The sequence below is a fragment of the Scytonema hofmannii PCC 7110 genome, assembly GCF_000346485.2.
Classification (GTDB): Bacteria; Cyanobacteriota; Cyanobacteriia; order Cyanobacteriales; family Nostocaceae; genus Scytonema; species Scytonema hofmannii.
Genome location: NZ_KQ976354.1, coordinates 7,854,221 through 7,871,160 on the forward strand (window position 1 = coordinate 7,854,221; position 16,940 = coordinate 7,871,160).

The 16,940-nt window shown below is 42.7% G+C and carries 18 protein-coding genes; 13 read left to right on the plus strand and 5 right to left on the minus strand.

Going from position 1 to position 16,940, the window contains the following annotated elements:
• Positions 1–932: IS4 family transposase (locus WA1_RS32945; protein ID WP_272819280.1), on the minus strand; the 932-nt coding region annotated here is incomplete at its 3' end.
• 105 nt (positions 933–1,037) lie between these two features.
• On the opposite strand from WA1_RS32945, the gene WA1_RS32950 reads away from it, so the two are divergent.
• The 3 genes from WA1_RS32950 to ssuD all read left to right on the plus strand — a co-directional run bounded on the left by WA1_RS32950 (position 1,038) and on the right by ssuD (position 3,630).
• A complete protein-coding gene (locus tag WA1_RS32950) occupies positions 1,038–1,418 on the plus strand; it encodes a hypothetical protein (RefSeq protein ID WP_017750188.1) in 381 nt (126 codons plus the stop codon).
• Positions 1,419–1,595: 177 nt separating this feature from the next.
• Complete coding sequence (gene ssuC, locus WA1_RS32955) at positions 1,596–2,429, plus strand: aliphatic sulfonate ABC transporter permease SsuC (RefSeq protein ID WP_026135349.1); 834 nt, start codon at positions 1,596–1,598, stop codon at positions 2,427–2,429.
• A 31-nt stretch (positions 2,430–2,460) separates the two neighbouring features.
• A complete protein-coding gene (gene ssuD, locus WA1_RS32960) occupies positions 2,461–3,630 on the plus strand; it encodes an FMNH2-dependent alkanesulfonate monooxygenase (protein ID WP_017749765.1) in 1,170 nt (389 codons plus the stop codon).
• Between the two features lie 37 nt (positions 3,631–3,667).
• Here ssuD and WA1_RS32965 read toward each other — a convergent pair whose 3' ends face one another.
• Positions 3,668–4,339, minus strand: coding sequence for a glutathione S-transferase family protein (locus WA1_RS32965; protein ID WP_017749766.1), 672 nt, complete (start codon positions 4,337–4,339; stop codon positions 3,668–3,670).
• 559 nt (positions 4,340–4,898) lie between these two features.
• On the opposite strand from WA1_RS32965, the gene WA1_RS32970 reads away from it, so the two are divergent.
• The 6 genes from WA1_RS32970 to WA1_RS32995 all read left to right on the plus strand — a co-directional run bounded on the left by WA1_RS32970 (position 4,899) and on the right by WA1_RS32995 (position 10,678).
• Positions 4,899–5,960: an ABC transporter substrate-binding protein gene (locus WA1_RS32970; protein ID WP_017749767.1), complete on the plus strand. Its 1,062-nt coding sequence runs from the start codon at positions 4,899–4,901 to the stop codon at positions 5,958–5,960.
• Between the two features lie 33 nt (positions 5,961–5,993).
• On the plus strand, positions 5,994–7,151 hold the full coding sequence (locus WA1_RS32975) for an LLM class flavin-dependent oxidoreductase (RefSeq protein WP_017749768.1): 1,158 nt from the start codon (positions 5,994–5,996) through the stop codon (positions 7,149–7,151).
• A 19-nt stretch (positions 7,152–7,170) separates the two neighbouring features.
• Positions 7,171–8,241, plus strand: coding sequence for an aliphatic sulfonate ABC transporter substrate-binding protein (locus WA1_RS32980; RefSeq protein WP_017749769.1), 1,071 nt, complete (start codon positions 7,171–7,173; stop codon positions 8,239–8,241).
• Positions 8,242–8,254: 13 nt separating this feature from the next.
• Positions 8,255–9,169 (plus strand): aliphatic sulfonate ABC transporter substrate-binding protein, encoded by a 915-nt coding sequence (locus WA1_RS32985; protein WP_017749770.1) that lies wholly within the window; start codon positions 8,255–8,257, stop codon positions 9,167–9,169.
• Between the two features lie 123 nt (positions 9,170–9,292).
• Positions 9,293–9,967 carry a class I SAM-dependent methyltransferase gene (locus WA1_RS32990; RefSeq protein WP_017749771.1) on the plus strand — a complete coding sequence of 225 codons (675 nt, stop codon included), beginning with the start codon at positions 9,293–9,295 and terminating at the stop codon, positions 9,965–9,967.
• Between the two features lie 21 nt (positions 9,968–9,988).
• Positions 9,989–10,678, plus strand: coding sequence for a hypothetical protein (locus tag WA1_RS32995; protein ID WP_017749772.1), 690 nt, complete (start codon positions 9,989–9,991; stop codon positions 10,676–10,678).
• Between the two features lie 185 nt (positions 10,679–10,863).
• Here WA1_RS32995 and WA1_RS33000 read toward each other — a convergent pair whose 3' ends face one another.
• From WA1_RS33000 to WA1_RS33010, 3 genes are all read right to left on the minus strand, one after another.
• Positions 10,864–11,832, minus strand: a complete 969-nt coding sequence (locus tag WA1_RS33000) for a TauD/TfdA dioxygenase family protein (protein WP_017749773.1) — start codon at positions 11,830–11,832, stop codon at positions 10,864–10,866.
• 46 nt (positions 11,833–11,878) lie between these two features.
• A complete protein-coding gene (locus WA1_RS33005) occupies positions 11,879–13,168 on the minus strand; it encodes an MFS transporter (RefSeq protein ID WP_081402985.1) in 1,290 nt (429 codons plus the stop codon).
• A gap of 323 nt (positions 13,169–13,491) precedes the next feature.
• Positions 13,492–13,695, minus strand: a complete 204-nt coding sequence (locus tag WA1_RS33010; protein WP_017749776.1) for an SDR family NAD(P)-dependent oxidoreductase — start codon at positions 13,693–13,695, stop codon at positions 13,492–13,494.
• A 120-nt stretch (positions 13,696–13,815) separates the two neighbouring features.
• Here WA1_RS33010 and WA1_RS33015 point away from each other — a divergent pair, with 120 nt between their 5' ends.
• The 4 genes from WA1_RS33015 (at position 13,816) to WA1_RS33030 (ending at position 16,927) form a co-directional block, all read left to right on the plus strand.
• On the plus strand, positions 13,816–14,499 hold the full coding sequence (locus WA1_RS33015) for a glutathione S-transferase family protein (RefSeq protein ID WP_017749778.1): 684 nt from the start codon (positions 13,816–13,818) through the stop codon (positions 14,497–14,499).
• Positions 14,500–14,526: 27 nt separating this feature from the next.
• Entirely contained in the window at positions 14,527–14,913 is a 387-nt protein-coding gene (locus tag WA1_RS33020; RefSeq protein WP_017749779.1) for an MFS transporter, read from the plus strand.
• A 206-nt stretch (positions 14,914–15,119) separates the two neighbouring features.
• A complete protein-coding gene (locus tag WA1_RS33025) occupies positions 15,120–16,067 on the plus strand; it encodes a zinc-binding dehydrogenase (protein WP_017749780.1) in 948 nt (315 codons plus the stop codon).
• A 23-nt stretch (positions 16,068–16,090) separates the two neighbouring features.
• The gene (locus tag WA1_RS33030; RefSeq protein ID WP_033336784.1) at positions 16,091–16,927 is read left to right on the plus strand and encodes a class I SAM-dependent methyltransferase; all 837 of its coding nucleotides are present in this window, start codon (positions 16,091–16,093) and stop codon (positions 16,925–16,927) included.
• The last annotated feature ends 13 nt before the right edge of the window (positions 16,928–16,940 follow it).

The window sequence follows — 16,940 nt, forward strand, 5'->3', positions numbered from 1 at the left end:
GCTAAGAGCAATGCAGGAAAAGTTGAAATATCCATCAAATCAGTTACTAAACGATACACCTTTTCTACACCCTCAACTTCAATAATATATTCAATGACACGAACAGGTATTTTCGTCGCTCCCTTCTTTCTTGACTTTCCATCAGGAGCAAGCCAACTTAGATAGGAACCATCAGGAAAAGCTTTAACAAACTCAAATTTTACATGAGATGGCACGCGACCAAGAATATGACATTTTTGTTTGATTGCAGCATGAATCATTTTAAATGAGTGCAGTCCTCTGTCCCACATTAACAACATACTCTCCTCAACACTTCTTAATAGCTTTAAAGCTCCTTTTCTCTCTCCAATTCGATATGGACAACAAAATATGTCGATAATTAAATGAGTTCCTGCTTCGACTAAAAAAGTTAACCTAGCTTTGGGAAAAGCCGGATTTGTACCAGGACGAGAACCAGGGTAACCAAATACTTTAGCATTAGTTTCTGTATCAGGAACATCAAAAACTGTGCCATCCAAAGCCATTATTCTCAGTCCACCCAAAAAAGCACCTGGTGTTTTAATTGTTGCTAAAGGTTTTGCAACAATTTCAAATAAACGAGTCATAACAGCAGCACCAATTCGTTGTCTAGCTTCACTTATTGATGAAGATGTTGGTATCTTAAAACGTCTCTTAAAGGGGATTTGCAAAGAATTAAAACCCTGAATGAGATTTTTCAATACATCCACGATTGAATCGGAGGACCAAAAACTCATGGCGATTACTAGAGAGATTACTACGTGTGTAGGAAGTATTCTTTGACGCCGTGCGGTACTACTCGTTGTTGTAATCGCTGCCATAATCGACTCGGTAGGGATGATCTGGTTAAGAGCCAGCAGTAATTGTGCCCGATTTAGGATTTGATTGTTGAATTCAAAGTTAACTAGCATCATTAGCACTCAGTTTTGAAGTGAAATTTCGTATAAGATAATATTGATTAAAACACTTTTTGTTCTCGTAATCTATTCGAGAACTCTATCTTTCCCCAATTCCAATTGATGCCTACGAAAACTGACGATATTATTGCCAGAGCCGAACTCTTACAGCAAGCGATCGCTACTCTACAACTACAAATTCAACAAATTCAAGCTTCAGGAGAAGTTGCACCCGAAGGTTGTTGTGTCCTGCGCTACCAGGCACGCGGTCAAAAAGGAACTTACTGGTACTATAAGTTGCACGCTCAAATGCCGATTTTCCCTACGCAAACTCCTAATAAATTAAGTAAATATAAGCATTTGGGGAAAGCTGGAAGCCCCGCTCATATTGATGCTGTTATGCAAGTTACACGAAGAATGCAAATCGACACCTTAAAAAATACGATTCATTCTCTCAGACAAAACTGGATAGATTTGTACGAAAGTCTCAAAGACAAAAAATAACCTTGCCCATCCGCTTTCAGTTATCGTTTTTAATACGCGAACACATTTGACACTGTTTTACCCTTTATTTCCCTTAACCGAGCAGTATTGAAATGTATTGGAAGTGTACGAGGTCATATGAAAAACAAACTCAATCATATTGTTAGCGATCGCGATCCTAAAAAATACTTTGTTTCTATGTCAAACTATTTACAATCAAAAAGTAAGGTGAAAAAACATAAGTTGCAGTTTAAATTTTTACGTAATCGCCAGATTCAGTCATTAATTCCTTGGACTCTTCCAGTATTAATTCTAATTTTCTGGCAAATCTTCTCTGCTATTGGTTTAATTCCCACCAGAATTTTACCTGCTCCTTTAGGCGTGCTAGGTGCTGCTATTCAGTTAGCTCAAACGGGAGAATTATTTCGTAACATTGGTATCAGTGCGGCAAGGGCAGTTACTGGTTTTTTAGTTGGAGGAAGTATCGGATTTTCGTTAGGATTGCTGAACGGCATTTCTCCTGTTGCTGAAAAATTGTTAGATACTTCTATCCAAATGCTCCGCAATATACCCAATTTAGCTTTAATTCCATTGGTCATTTTGTGGTTTGGCATTGGAGATGAAGCTAGATTATTTCTTGTATCATTAGGAGTCATGTTTCCTATTTATCTAAATACTTTTCATGGAATTCGTAGCGTCGATCCTGGATTAATTGAAATGGGAAAAATTTATGGTTTAAATGCTTGGGGTTTGTTTTGGCGAATTATTTTACCTGGAGCGTTGTCCTCAATTTTGGTTGGTGTACGTTTTTCTCTCGGTATTATGTGGCTAACGCTGATTGTAGCAGAGACAATTGCTGCTGATTCTGGAATTGGTTACATGGCGATGAACGCTAGAGAATTTATGCAAACTGACATAGTTGTATTGAGCATATTAATATATGCATTATTTGGTAAACTAGCGGATATTGTTGCTAGGTCACTGGAGAATTACTGGCTGCAGTGGAATCCTAGCTATTTGAAAGCATCATAAAAAAGTTTTGTATCTACTCTAAATAGGAATCATGCAGCTACTTTGGTTTATTCCCACACATGGAGAAGGACGTTATCTAGGCACTGCTATAGGTGGACGACCAGTGAACTTTGATTACTGGAGACAGATTGCCCAAGCAGTGGATCATTTAGGTTTTACAGGAGCGTTGTTACCAACGGGTCGCTCCTGTGAAGATGCGTGGGTTTTGGCATCAACCCTAGTTACGCATACGAAAAAAATGCGTTTTTTGGTAGCGATTCGTCCTGGGTTGATGTCTCCGGGTGTAGCAGCAAGGATGGCAGCAACTTTTGACCGCATTTCTAACGGGCGTTTGCTGATTAATGTTGTTACTGGAGGCGATCCGGTAGAATTGGCAGGAGATGGGTTGCATCTAAGTCACGACGATCGCTACAGATTAACCGATGAATTTTTGACTGTGTGGCGACAAATTATCTCTGGTGAAACTGCTAACTTCCAAGGGGACTATCTCAATATCGAGGAAGGTAAATTGTTATTTCCTCCGATACAGAAACCGAATCCGCCTTTATGGTTTGGAGGTTCCTCGCCTATTGCTCAAAGCATTGCTGCTAAACACGTAGATGTGTACTTAACCTGGGGAGAAACACCAGAACAAGTCGCTCAAAAAATTAGCCAGGTGCGACGTTTGGCAGAACAAGAAGGGCGGACATTGCGGTTTGGGATTCGCCTGCATATCATTGTTCGAGAAACAGAAACTAAAGCTTGGGATGCAGCAAATGATTTGATTCGGTATGTGGATGATGAAGCCATAGCCAAAGCTCAAAAAGCCTACGATCGCATGGATTCTGTTGGACAACGCCGGATGAGTCAATTGCACAACAGTAGCCGAGAAGCCCTAGAAATTAGCCCAAATTTATGGGCTGGTATTGGTTTGGTGAGAGGTGGTGCGGGAACTGCTTTAGTGGGAGATCCCAAGACTGTTGCTGCTAGGATGCTAGAATATGCGGACTTAGGCATCGATACCTTCATCTTTTCTGGCTATCCTCATTTAGAAGAAGCTTATCGAGTTGCCGAACTCCTATTCCCCTATTTGCCTTTGGAGAATTTGCCAACGGTTGAAGAACAACAGGTGTTAAGCCCATTTGGGGAGATAGTTGGTAATCAGGATTTTCCAAAACAAAAACAGCAGTCTAAAGAAAAAACAACGGCTACTGTAGATTAAGCAGTAGGGGCGCAATGCCTTGCGCCCCTATACCATTCTAATTCACAGCGACAGGAACCTTTGCAAATCTCGCATAGCGCTGTAAGTAAAACTCTTTAGAATTTGCGATCGCTCTCACTGATTCTCGCTGACTCACTGCCTGACGCCAACGGTGCAAGCGAGTTAACTCATCTGGAATTTGAAAGCCACGATATTCTTCTAGGGCAGCCCAACGCTCAAACCAAGGATAATATGTGAGATCCACTAGACTGATGGAGTTACCAAACCAGTAGTCTCCATCTCCAGACAATTTGGCTAAAGCTTCATTTTCAATAAATTGCAAATGATTGCGTAATTCAACAGCCGCAGCTTTTTGTTGTTCGGAGTCTGGAGAACGTAGCAAACTAGAGTAGGCACTGACAAATCGCGTGTTAGCAAAATCAATCCAAATTCTTGCTTGCGCTTTTAAGATTGGCTCTTTTGGTAATAGAGATGGTTCTGGGAATGCTTCTTCTAGGTATTCGTTAATAATTGCCGATTCCCAAACTCGGTGTTCGCCATGTTTGATAACAGGAACTTTCCCGTAGGGAGAAATCTCTGTAAATCCTGGCGGCTTGTTTTGCAGATCGATCTCAATCAGATCGAAGTCAACACTTTTTTCTAGTAAAGCTAAACGCGAGCGGTGAGCAAAGGGACAAACAACCGCACTGTAGATAGTAATTTTTGTCATGTTGTACCATTCGTGAATTTTATATTTTTGATTGAAGTCATGCTTAGACTTAATCTCAAGCAACTATTTGTCGCATTCTTTTTTCAATTTGGTGTTAAATGCTTGATTATGAGTCAGTTGTGACTTGATTGGCAATAATTTTACTGTTAACTTATCAATTTACCGTAGTTAACAGCTTTTAAACAAGATTCTGCCATAAAATGTAGTAAAAAGCAAGAGTGAAATTGATATTTACCACAACACATAACTTAAAATAATTTATATTTGTTTTTTTGATAAATCATGCAATAATATAATACTAATACTTGATAATTTAGCCGTAGTTAATAGCTTAATTATTAGAGAAGCGTTAGCAACCTACCAAACTCTTCTCAAATGGCTATTACATCTACACACTTCCTGACACCATCAACTTGTGGATAGATACTATGTTATTGCTCGTACAGCTATGGCAAAAATTCTTTAACCATAGCTGTAGAGTCTTTTATCAAGTCGCGCTCGGAATACTTAATCATACGTACTTGTTGATGAGGAATGAATAGGCGCAAGAGTAGTGGGTATGTCAAACTACACAAAAGACCGTAAAATCACTGAATTCTGGTACACTCGCTGTCCAGTTCCTACCGTTTCAGGTATTGCTCTTGATTTAGGTTGGTTAGATAAGACCTTTGCAAAAGATGGTATTAGTTTTAAATCTTTAAGAGCAGAACAAGAGCGATCTGTTCGCGAGTCTCATTTTGACCACACGCTCAAAGGCTTATTCCGCGAAGGAGGGAATATTCCAGCAATTTGGGCGCGTGCTACTGGAAAAGATACTCGTGCGATCGCGTTAACATGGGTTGATGAGTACCAAGCAATTCTGACTCTACCAGATTCAGACATTACCAAACCAGCAGATTTACGCGGACGTAGACTGGCTCTACCGTTGCGAACTCAAAGTCAAATAGATTTTTCTAGGGCAATGGCACAGCGAGGTTTTTTGAGTGCATTGTCACTGGCTGGCTTGAATGAGAATGATGTCCACTTTGTCGATCTTCATGCTCGAGAAACGGACTTACGGGAAGCTTTGCCTGGAGGTATACAACAAAGTCATTTTTACCAAGCAGAATTAGCAGGCTTATTCTGGGGCGAAGTGGATGCAATCTACGTCAAAGGTGCTCCAGGAGCAGACTTGAGTGCAATACATAAGTTACGAGTTGTTTTTGACTTAGGTAAGCATTCCGATCCGCTTATACGGGTTAATAATGGGACTCCAAGAACCATCACTGTAAATGCGGATTTGGTAGAACAACGTCCTGACCTGATAGTAAAGTATTTAGCTTGCCTACTCCAAACTTCAAAATGGGCAGAAAGCCACTCTGAAGATGTAGTTAAAACTGTATCAATTGAGACTGGAGGAAGCGAAGAGGCTGTTCGGAAAGCTTACGGATCGGAACTGCATTTACGTTTGCGCCCGGATTTATCAACTCAGTGGATTGCAGCCCTAAAATCTCAAAAAGATTTTCTTTTAAAATGGGGCTTTATTCCAGCTGACTTTGATATAGACGCTTGGATTGCTTCAGAACATCTGGCTGAAGCTCAAGAACTGGTTTCAAAACTTGAAGAACTTACCTTGATTTAACTGTCAATAGACCGAAACAATTCATAATATGATATGGAAATTCTTTGGTATTTGACTGCGCCAGATGGCCCGTTTCCCTGGAACAAGAAGGGCGCACGTAAGATTGATTACGCATATATGCAGCAGTTAGCGCGGGCTATCGACCATTTAGGTTACTCAGGCGCATTATTGGCAACTGGGGTGCATGATACTTGGGTACTGGGTTCTGCTTTAATTCCCTTCACAGAAAGGATGCGCTTTTTGGTTGCGGTACATCCAGGATTGCTTTCACCGACTCTGTTTGCCAAGATGGCAGCGACTTTTGAACAGTTTTCTCGCGGTCGGTTGTTAATTAACATAGTTAATGGCACGTCCAATACGATGGCAGCCAATGGTCTGCATTTGTCTCATGATGAGCGCTATGCCCACTGCGATGAATACCTTACCGTTTGGCGGCAACTCATGGTTGGCGAGACAGTGGACTTTGAAGGCAAATACGTACACGTTAAGAAAGCAAAACTTGGAATACCCCCAGTACAATCACCCCATCCACCTTTATGGTTTGGCGGTTCTTCCGATCCTGCTTTGGAAGTTGCTGCTAAACATATCGATACATACTTAACTTGGGGAGAGGCTCCACCTCAAGTAGCAGAACGGATAGTGAAAATGCGATCGCTAGCAGCAAAGTATAATCGGACTCTACGGTTTGGGATTCGTCTCTACGTAATTGTGCGAGAAACAGAGCAAGAAGCCTGGGATGCGGCAGACTGGTTGCTCAAGCGAATGGATGAGGAGTCTGTTGCTGCAATCCAAAAGATGTTAACGAGCGGCGACTCAGTAGGACAGCAACGGATGTTAGAGTTTCATGGTGGTAAGATTCCTAAAAACGTTAGAGAACTGGAAATTTATCCTAATCTCTGGGCTGGATTAGGTTTGGTACGTCCTGGTCCTGGTACAGCAGTAGTAGGCGATCCCAAAACAGTAGCTTCTCGGCTTCAGGAATATGCCGATATTGGGATAGAGACATTCATTATCTCTGGAATTCCTTTAATAGAAGAAGCGTATCGGGTAGCCGATTTATTGTTGCCATTACTGCCTGTGTCTCAACCTACGAATAATAACCAGTCTTCCTCCAGCGTTCATATTCCTACCTGGAGTGGTTTCAAAGATATTATCGGAGCTACTGAAACCAAGCAAGTACAAGCCGGATGAAGTGCCATCAACAGGAGTTATGAAAAATCTCTTTGAGGCGGAGTTGTTCAACTACCACATTAAGCGTCGTGCTTTACCTAGTGCATTATTTTTCCTGACCTCTACAATGGCGGTTGCCCATAACGCTGCTACTGCCAAATCAATTAATTCAAATTCCCAGTCATCTGGAAAATCTAGCTCAGTTTCTCAGTTACCCGAGCCAAGTACGGACAAGCTTAAGGCACGAATTGCCATTATCAGAGGTCCTGGTTCTTACTTCTTAGCTAAGGTCAGAAATACAATGAACCAAGAGTTACAGGGGAAAGGATCTTCTGTGGAATGGTTAGGCCCTTTTCCAGCTTTTTCACCAGCTGCCGAAGCCTTAAATGCAGGCAGTATTGACTTCACCGGTGGTAGTACCACGGCTGCTATCTCAGCTATGGTAGCTGGTTCTCCATTCAAAATTTTTGGTTATCAAGTGAGTGGTAGAGATGGTTCAGGTGTTCTGGTGCAAAAGAACTCTGGCATTAAGAAGGTGAAAGACTTGGTTGGTAAAAAAGTTATTGTGAACCGAGGCGGTACTGGAGAGTATTTGTTAGCAAAGGCACTGGAAAAGGAGAAAATCCCGCTAGAACAGGTACAACGAGTTTATCTAGGTCCAGCCGATGCCGCACCTGTGTTTGCATCGGGTAAAGCAGATGCTTGGGCAGTTTGGGGTACTTTCTTTGCTACTGCTGTGGTGCAGTATGAGGCAAGAGTTCTGGCTACGGCTGGAGATATTGGTTCTGAAAACGATGTCATCTATATCGTTCACAATGACTTTTTGAAGAAGTATCCCAAGGTAGTAAAAGCCGTTTATGATGTGGTGCGGCGTGAAAGCCAGTGGTCATTGACAAATGCAAAAGAAGCAATGCGGATCTATGGTAAGGAGTTTAAGTTAGCTCAAGCCGTGCAGCAGTATATGAGTGAGAGGATGGAAGGTTTACCAAAACCTGTCGGTGTGGCGGAAATAGAAAAGATGAATCGCGTGAGTGACTGGTTTTACACAAAGGGTATTATTCCCAAAAAACCGGTCATACAAAACTTTGTGGTTGATGTCACTAAGATTTAAAAGGAGCAGCTGTATGTCTAATTCCATTCGCATTGGAGTTCATTCCCACAATCTGTCCGTTTTTACCCTGAGCAGAAAACCAGAGTTACTAGAAGACTTGCTTCAGCCTACTGGTATTTCAGTAGAGTGGATAGCAGAAAAGGGTGGAAAGCAGACAGTGAAGTTACTCAAGGCAGGTGAAATTGACATTGGTGCAACGGGTACGACTCCACCAATTTTGGCACAGGCAGAAGGAGTGCCAGTCGTTTACTTAGCAACCTCGCAACCGCGTCCGGTACATGGCGCGATTGTTGTCCCGGAAGATTCTACTATTCATGAGATTGCTGACTTAAAAGGCAAGACTGTTGCTCTCAGTGAAGGTTCTTACCAGCAACATTTGCTTGCGATCGCTTTAGATAAAGCAGGACTGACTTATCAAGATGTTAAGACTGTTGATTACCGCACAATAGATATTGTACAAGCTTTTCTTAAGAGTGAAGTAGATGTTTGGGTAGCAGCAGATTTAACCCTGGCAGAAGTTCAGAAAAATCATAAATTTCGCGTACTACTCTACAGTTCAGATCTATTTAGTAATCGCTCTATCTACTTCACTCGTCGCCCTTTTACCGAAAAGTATCCTGAAGCTTTGGCAGCTTTTATTAGAGCACTGGAACGAGTGGATCGTTGGATTGCAACTCACTTCTCTGATGCAGCCAAATTGCTAGCAACTGAAATAGGCGGCTTTGATGCTTCAAGTTGGGAACTCTCTTTGAGAAAAAGACCTTGGGGACTTGTTCCGCCATCCCAAGAATTTATTGCCGAACAACAATATGCAGCCGATGTCTTTGAGCGCTTCAGTCTAATTCCCAACAAAATCAATGTCTCTGAAGCATTACTAAGCGACCCGCTAAGCGTGTTTGAAACAAACTTTGCTTTGTCTGGAAAATAGGGAGTAGGGGTAAGAAATTGTCATCTAGCTAAGAAATAATAACAGTTTTTTGGACTGAGAATTAAGTTGTTGTACATTTTTATTAATGTACAATAAGCACAAATTTACATTTTTAAGAACAACATGGCTAAGACTCTAAATCTCACAAATAACCTTTACGAGTATCTTCTTTCCGTCTCTCTACGCGAACCGGAAATTCTTTTTCAATTACGGGAAGAAACAACTCGACATCCTAGAGCAAATATGCAAGTTGCACCAGAGCAAGGACAATTTCTGGCATTTCTGGTACAACTTATTGGTGCGAAGAAAATTTTGGAACTAGGAGTCTTCACAGGTTATAGTTCTCTGAGCATCGCTTTGGCATTACCACCAGATGGTAAGATAGTAGCCTGTGACATTAGCGAAGAATTTACATCTGTTGCTAGTCGTTACTGGCAACAGGCAGGAGTTGCAGATAAGATTGACTTGAGAATTGCTCCAGCAACAGATACCTTAGAGACACTTTTGGCACAAGGTCAGGCAGAAACTTTTGACTTTGCTTTTATTGATGCTGACAAGGAAAATTATTACCGCTATTATGAACTTGCACTACAGTTAATTCGACCAGGTGGGTTAATTGCTATTGACAATGTGCTTTGGTCTGGGCGCGTTACTCAGTTAGATATACAAGACTCAACTACCACGGCTATCAGAGACTTCAATAGCAAACTTTCTCAGGACAATCGCATAGACTTGAGCTTAATCGCGATCGCTGATGGACTTACCCTAGCACGTAAGCGACAAAAGAATATTGATTAATAGTCGCAAGGAGAAAAAATAATGGGCTTAAAGCTCGAGCATATTGTGCCGTGGGGACGTCCATTAGAAGAATACATCAGAATGTTCGACTTGACTTCTGATGAACTCAAATTAGCAATCCTTGATTGTGGAGGTGGACCATCAAGTTTCAATGCTGAAATGAATCGCTCTGGATACAAAGTTATCTCTTGCGATCCGATTTATCAGTTTACAGCTACTGAAATTGCCGGACGCATCCAGGAAACTTATCCAGTAGTCATAAACAATACGCGGGACAACAAAGAGAACTTCGTCTGGAAAGATATCCAATCTCCAGAGCATCTTGGACAGATTAGGATGGCGGCTATGAACGAATTTCTGAAGGATTTCCCACTAGGAGTTAGAGAAGGACGCTATGTAAAGGATGAGTTACCTACTCTCTCATTCAGTACAAATCAATTTGATTTAGCATTATGCTCGCACCTGCTGTTCACTTACTCAGAGCAGCTCTCAGTCGATTTTCATCTTGCTTCGATTGTAGAGATGTGCCGAGTAGCAACAGAAGTACGAGTTTTTCCTCTACTGACTTATTTTAGTGGAGAAACGTCACCATTTCTCCAACCAGTAACAAGCCAATTAATAGCCCAAGGATACCGGGTAGAAATTAAACAAGTACCCTATGAATTCCAACGAAATGGGAACCAACTCCTGCGAGTGTTCTCAAACCGTTAGAATACGCCACCATAGAAGGGTAACGCTTGACATTTGTGACTAATTAAAACTTCCGTCTCCGGTGTTAGTTAGTTGGGTTTCGTTCCTCAACCCAACCTACCAACCTACATATTTTCGTAATATTGAGTTTGGCAGGTAAGAACAACTTCATAAATAAGTGTCTGCACTGCCAACAACTCTGTAGCTTACGAAAGGACTGGTTCTGCTTTCACCTTCTCTGCTTTGTTCTGCAAGATGTTTGGGACTTCGATACCGAACGGCTCACCTTCAACCGCTTGCGATCGGAAACCATCGACCCCGACTGGAATATCACCTTTGATAGTGGTGCGATAGAGAACGCGCTCCACTTCCAGATGATCCAGATCTTGAGGAGCTAAATGTGCGGTGGCGCGATTGTCCCAGAAAGCGATGTCACCGTTGTTCCAGCGAAAGCGGGTGGTGTAAGCGGGTTTAGTAATTTGGTTGAAGAACAACTCAAGCAACAAGTCACTCTCTTGGGGTGATACGTCAAGAATATGCGAGGTAAAGCCAGGATTCACGTACAAGGCGCGTTCGCCAGTCTCAGGATGAACGCGCACCACTGGGTGGATAGAAACTAGAGGATTAGCAGCGATGCGTTGGGCAAGTTTGCTGTAGCTAGGTATCCGTAAACGCGCATTAAAACGATGTTCGGCTTTTAATTTATCTGCCAGATCGCGTAGAGGTGCTGACAAACCCTCATAGGCTGCAACCAGATTAGTCCACTGTGTGTCACCACCAATACTAGGGACGTTAACCGCACGCAAAATTGATAAGGTAGGAGGGTTAACAACTGCTGTCACATCGGTGTGCCATCGGCTTTCATAGCTAGAACGACGCAAACCATTGCGCCGCTCAAAGCGGCTGCGGTCAATCGGTAAGATTTCTGAGAACCCTTCAATCGGCTCATCCTCGTGTGGATGTGCATAAGTTACTTCGCCAAAACGAGCTGTGAACGCAATTTGGGCAGTATGATCGATATTCTGACCGCGAAAGAACACGACTTTCCACTTCAAGAGTGCTTGACGAATTTCTTTGACTGCTTCATCGTGCAGAGGACGAGAAAGATCTACACCACTAATTTCCGCACCGATGAAACCAGCTACCTGTTTGACTTCTATGTGCTTGTTGCTCATAAGAATTTTTCAGATTTTAGTTTTATTATATGGTAAATTTATCGATTTACCGTATTTTTTTTAAATTGTGGCTAGTTCGATTAACAATCCAACTTGTCAGAAGGGGTAAGTGCCCTTGCAACCAAACCGATTCTAAAAGGCAAACAATACCACTCCCGATGACTGTATTGGGAGCACCAATGTACTGTGCTAGACTACCTGCCATTAAGTTACCTAAAGGTAACGTACCAATCATAGCTAGAGAATAAAGACTCATCACCCTGCCGCGCTTATCGTCTTCTACCAGGGTTTGGACAATCGTGTTACTACAAGAAACCTGAAGCATTCCACCGCCGCCGACCACCACTAGCATCAACAACGAAAGCCAGACCTCTCTAGATAGTGCAAAGGCAATTAGCCCAATCCCGATCGCAACAGGACACAATGCCATCAGCCGTTCTAAACCTAACACTTTTCGACACAAACTGAGATAGAGACACCCTATGAGCGAACCTACTGAACCTGCTCCACTCAAAAAGCCCAATGTCTCCCCACCGCCTTTGAGAATGTCAGCCGCAAAGATGGGAAGTAGCGTCATATAAGAGATGCCAAATAAACCATGCAATGCCAATAACAACAAGATGACGCGAATTGGCAATGCATTGTAGACATAGCTGAATCCTTCTTTTAATTTCTGCCAAGTGTCATTGGTTGACGATGTGACTGGTTTTGGAGTTGGTTGTAATCTCATTGCCGCTAGGGTTAATAAGGCTACAACGTAGCTAAGGCTGTCGTAAAGGAAGCAATATTTAGCTCCTAGCGTAGCAAGCAAAATACCACCAAGTGCAGGTCCAATCAATAGAGAACTGCTGAGTATGGCGGAATAAAGCGCGATCGCGTTGCCCAAATCGGCGCGATCGTCTACTGTTTCAATGACGATCGCATACCTGACAGGCATATCTAAACCTTTCAACAATCCACCAAGAATACTAACAATGATTAATAACCAGAAATTGACTAACTCTAAAAAACTGAGTACAGTCAAACTCAGCGAAACGATAATTCCCAGCACCTGCACCAACATCAGTAAATCTCGCCGACTCCAGCGAGCGGATAAAACTCCTGAAAACGGTGCCAGAATTAAAGTAGGTAGAAATTGCAGAAACCCAGTTAAGCCTAACAACCAAGCAGAATTTGTCAGTTCATAAATCAGCCAGGAAATTGTGACCTGGGTCATGAAGGTACCTGATAGAGACAGGGTTTGTCCGCTAAAGAAGAGTCGAAAGTTACGTGATTTGAATGCAGGTAAATACAAATAAATGTTCTTCACCCAGCCGTTTAATTGCCGATACCCCATTCTCTCTCCCCAATTAGCGATTGTAACAACTGGACTTTTTGGTCTGTTAAAGGACTTCCAAAGAAAAAAATAACCAACTTTCTCTTGTGGTACGGGCTTCTAGCCCGTCACTAATAAAGAACGGGCGAGGACGCCCGTCCCACAAGATGGATAATTTATTTCTTGGATATCCCTAAAAATTAGAAATGAGTCAGGTATCCACCGTCAACAGCCAAAACTTGACCTGTAACGTAGGACGCCGCAGTTGAAGCAAAAAAACGATCGCACCAGCAATTTCTTTTGGTTCTCCCCAACGTCCCAAAGAAGTCCGCTTCTGCAGCTAGTCAGCGATTTCGCGATCGGCAACTAGATCGGCATTGGATTCCGTTGCGAAAAAGCCAGCGCTCTAGGCTTTCCTGGCTTCGTCCATTAATGAGAACAAACGCTCCGGCATTCGCGAGCGCTTTGGCAATTTCTAGCCCCAGTCCCCGAACTCCTCCAGTCACGAGAGCAATTTTTCCATCTAATGAGAATCCAGTTGGCGTCATAGTAACTCCTTTTTAAGGTCTACTTTATTGACTTGTATTTTAAAAAGGACTATGTAATACTTTTGGCATTGTACATTAAATCGACCGACAAACAGTAATATCCTATAAGGAAGAAATTTCATGAGTAACATCGAACTTTACTTTGCCAAAGCTTCTACTTTCTCCCAACGCACCCGTGTTGTAGTTTTGGAAAAAAGAATTGACTTTACTCCAATTGAAATTGACTTACAAAATAAACCAGAGGGGTTTACACGAATTTCACGCTATGGTAAGGTTCCTGCTATCAAACATGGGGACATTGAAATCTATGAGTCTGCTATCATCAACGAATATTTAGAAGAAGTCTTTCCAGAACCACCTTTGTTGCCTCAGACTCCTGGAGAAAAAGCGATCGCTCGCATTTGGATAGACTACGCCAACACTCGCCTAGTACCTGCATTTAGCAAATTCCTGCGGAGTAAAGAGACTAACGAACAGGAACAAGGACGAAGAGAGTTCACTGAAGCTCTATTGTATATTGAAGAAGAAGGATTGGGTAAGCTTTCTGGCAGTGGTTCTTACTGGTTGGGAGATAAGTTTAGTCTGGTCGATATTAGTTTTTATCCATGGTTTGAGCGCTTACCTCTGTTAACACACTTCCGCAAATTTACACTGCCAACAGAAACACCTCGCCTGCAGAAATGGTGGAATGTGGTACGCGATCGCGAGTCAATTCGAGCAGTTGCAAATCCAGAGAGCTACTATCTGGAAAGATTTGCCAAGATTCTCGGCGAACCTGCTGTCGTGGGTGGTGCTCAAAAGTAGAGCAATATTCTTTTCTTCGTCAGTTTTATGAATCTGAGAAATTCACCCGATAGTGTTGTTTTACTACAAAACCCTAAAACTGCGATCGCCACTGCTCTAGTAGGTTTTTGTGCGTTTCTCAACCTCTATTCTCCTCAGGCGCTACTGCCTCTGTTCGCACAGGTCTTTCATGCCTCTAAAGTAGAAGTGAGCCTAACTGTGAGCGCAACAACAACGGCAGTAGCCTTGTCCGCACCATGGGCAGGTGTTTTGGCTGATATCTTAGGTCGTAAGCGTCTAATTGTTCCATCCCTATTGATACTGAGTTTACTAACAGGCTTAGTATCAACTGCATCTGGGTTGCATACCATTATCTTCTGGCGTTTTTTGCAAGGTCTGATGATGGCAGTGGTTTTCGCTGTTAGTATTGCCTAAGTGAGCGAAGAGTGGACGGGAGCAGGGGTTGGCGTGGTGCGGGCTTCTAGCCCGCCACTAGTAGCAGGGGTTGGCGTGGTGCGGGCTTCTAGCCCGCCACTAGTATAGGACGGGCGAGGACGCCCGTACCACAAGAGAAAATTGAATATTTTTTTATTTGAAAGTCCTTAAACAAACCTATTTTCACAGGAAAAAATTTTTAGATTATGAGCAAAGTACGTGCTGTAGTTGTTGACCCTAATGTGCCAGGACGTTTGGCACTGCGTGACGTGGAAGCACCTACCCCAGCTGCAAACGAAGCAGTGATTCGGGTTGCTGCAATTTCTCTTAACCGAGGTGAAGTCAGACGTTCTACCACAGCTGAAGCAGGTTGGAAACCTGGTTGGGATTTGGCTGGGATTGTGGAAACTCCTGCGGTTGATGGTTCGGGACCTATCGCAGGAACGCGAGTTGTCGGTTTACTTCGTTCTGGTGCTTGGGGTGAATTGGTTTCAGTACCAACTCATTCTCTAGCAGAGTTGCCATCTTCAGTTTCCTTTGCTCAAGCTGCCACATTACCCGTAGCAGGTTTAACTGCGTATCATGTTCTACTTAAGGGAGGCTCGCTTTTAGGTCGCTCAGTGTTAATTACAGGTGCGTCTGGTGGTGTAGGTCACTTCGCTATTCAACTAGCTCGTCTGAGCGGTGCGCGGGTAGTGGCACATATTCGTCGTTCGGAACACGAAACTTTTGTTAAAGATGCGGGTGCTCACTTTGTAGTAATTGGTGAAGACCTTTCATCAGCGAGTCAGTATGGTCTTTATCACTTGATTGTTGAGTCAGTAGGTGGAAACATCCTTGGAACAGCCCTCGGTTTATTGGCAGAAGATGGAACAGTTGTTGTATTTGGCACTTCAGGAGGAAATGAGGTAACATTCAATGCTCAACGCTTTTATGGAACTGGTGGTGCAAGTTTGTATGGTTTGATTTTGTTCCACGAACTTAGAAAAGAATCAGCAGCAGTGGGACTGCGACGGTTATTAAGTTTGGTAGAAGCAGGTCAATTGCATCCTCCTATTGAGATTGAAGCTGAGTGGACGCAAATAGCTGATGTAGCACAGAAGTTGTTGGATAGAAGCTACTTTGGTAAGGCGGTATTACATCTGTCAAATTAATGTCAATCATACAAAAGGAAAATATGACTCTACCATCACCTCAGTCATCTGTTCGATCGCTCACCGTCTCATTCGATCGCGTGGCTGATATTTATGACTCAACACGAGGACTACCTCCTGATATTTCCGAACAAGTCACTGAAACTATTCTCAACATAACTTCACCTACACCAGATACAAAATTCTTTGAAGTTGGTATTGGTACTGGTAGAATTGCTCTACCCATTATCCAGAGAGGCTACTCCTATACAGGGATAGACATATCTGAAAAAATGCTAGATGAATGCAAAGGCAAACTCAAGGGCGTAAATCATCGGGTGACGTTACATTCTGGCGATGCAACTACCCTACCGTTTAGCGATGGTTCTTTTGATGTTGCTATTACGGTACACGTATTTCACCTGATTGCCAATTGGCAAAAGGCACTAGCAGAAGTCCAACGAGTGTTAAAACCAGAAGGGCTTTATATTTACAGTCACGGGCGCATGAATACTCCATCTGATATAACTCAGGCTCAGTTGGATTTTGAGCAACATTGGCGAGATATCCTTGCTGGCTATGATTATCAAGTCACTCGCTTTGGCGCAACGGAAGAAGAAGTGTTAGCAGCCCTAAGAGAACAGGGTGCAACTTTAGAAACAGTCATAGCAGCTAAATGGCAAGTTGATTTAACAGTAGGAGAATTACTCAAACGTTACGAAAACAGAATTTATAGTGCTTCTTGGTACATTCCAGAAGACATTTTCCCCCGTGCCATTCAAGATTTACGAGAGTGGTCTAAACAGCGTTTCGGCTCCCTGGACTACGATCTATCTCATGAATTCAAAATCAAATTTACTGTAGTCCGCAATTGGACTTAAACTTTAAGACTAA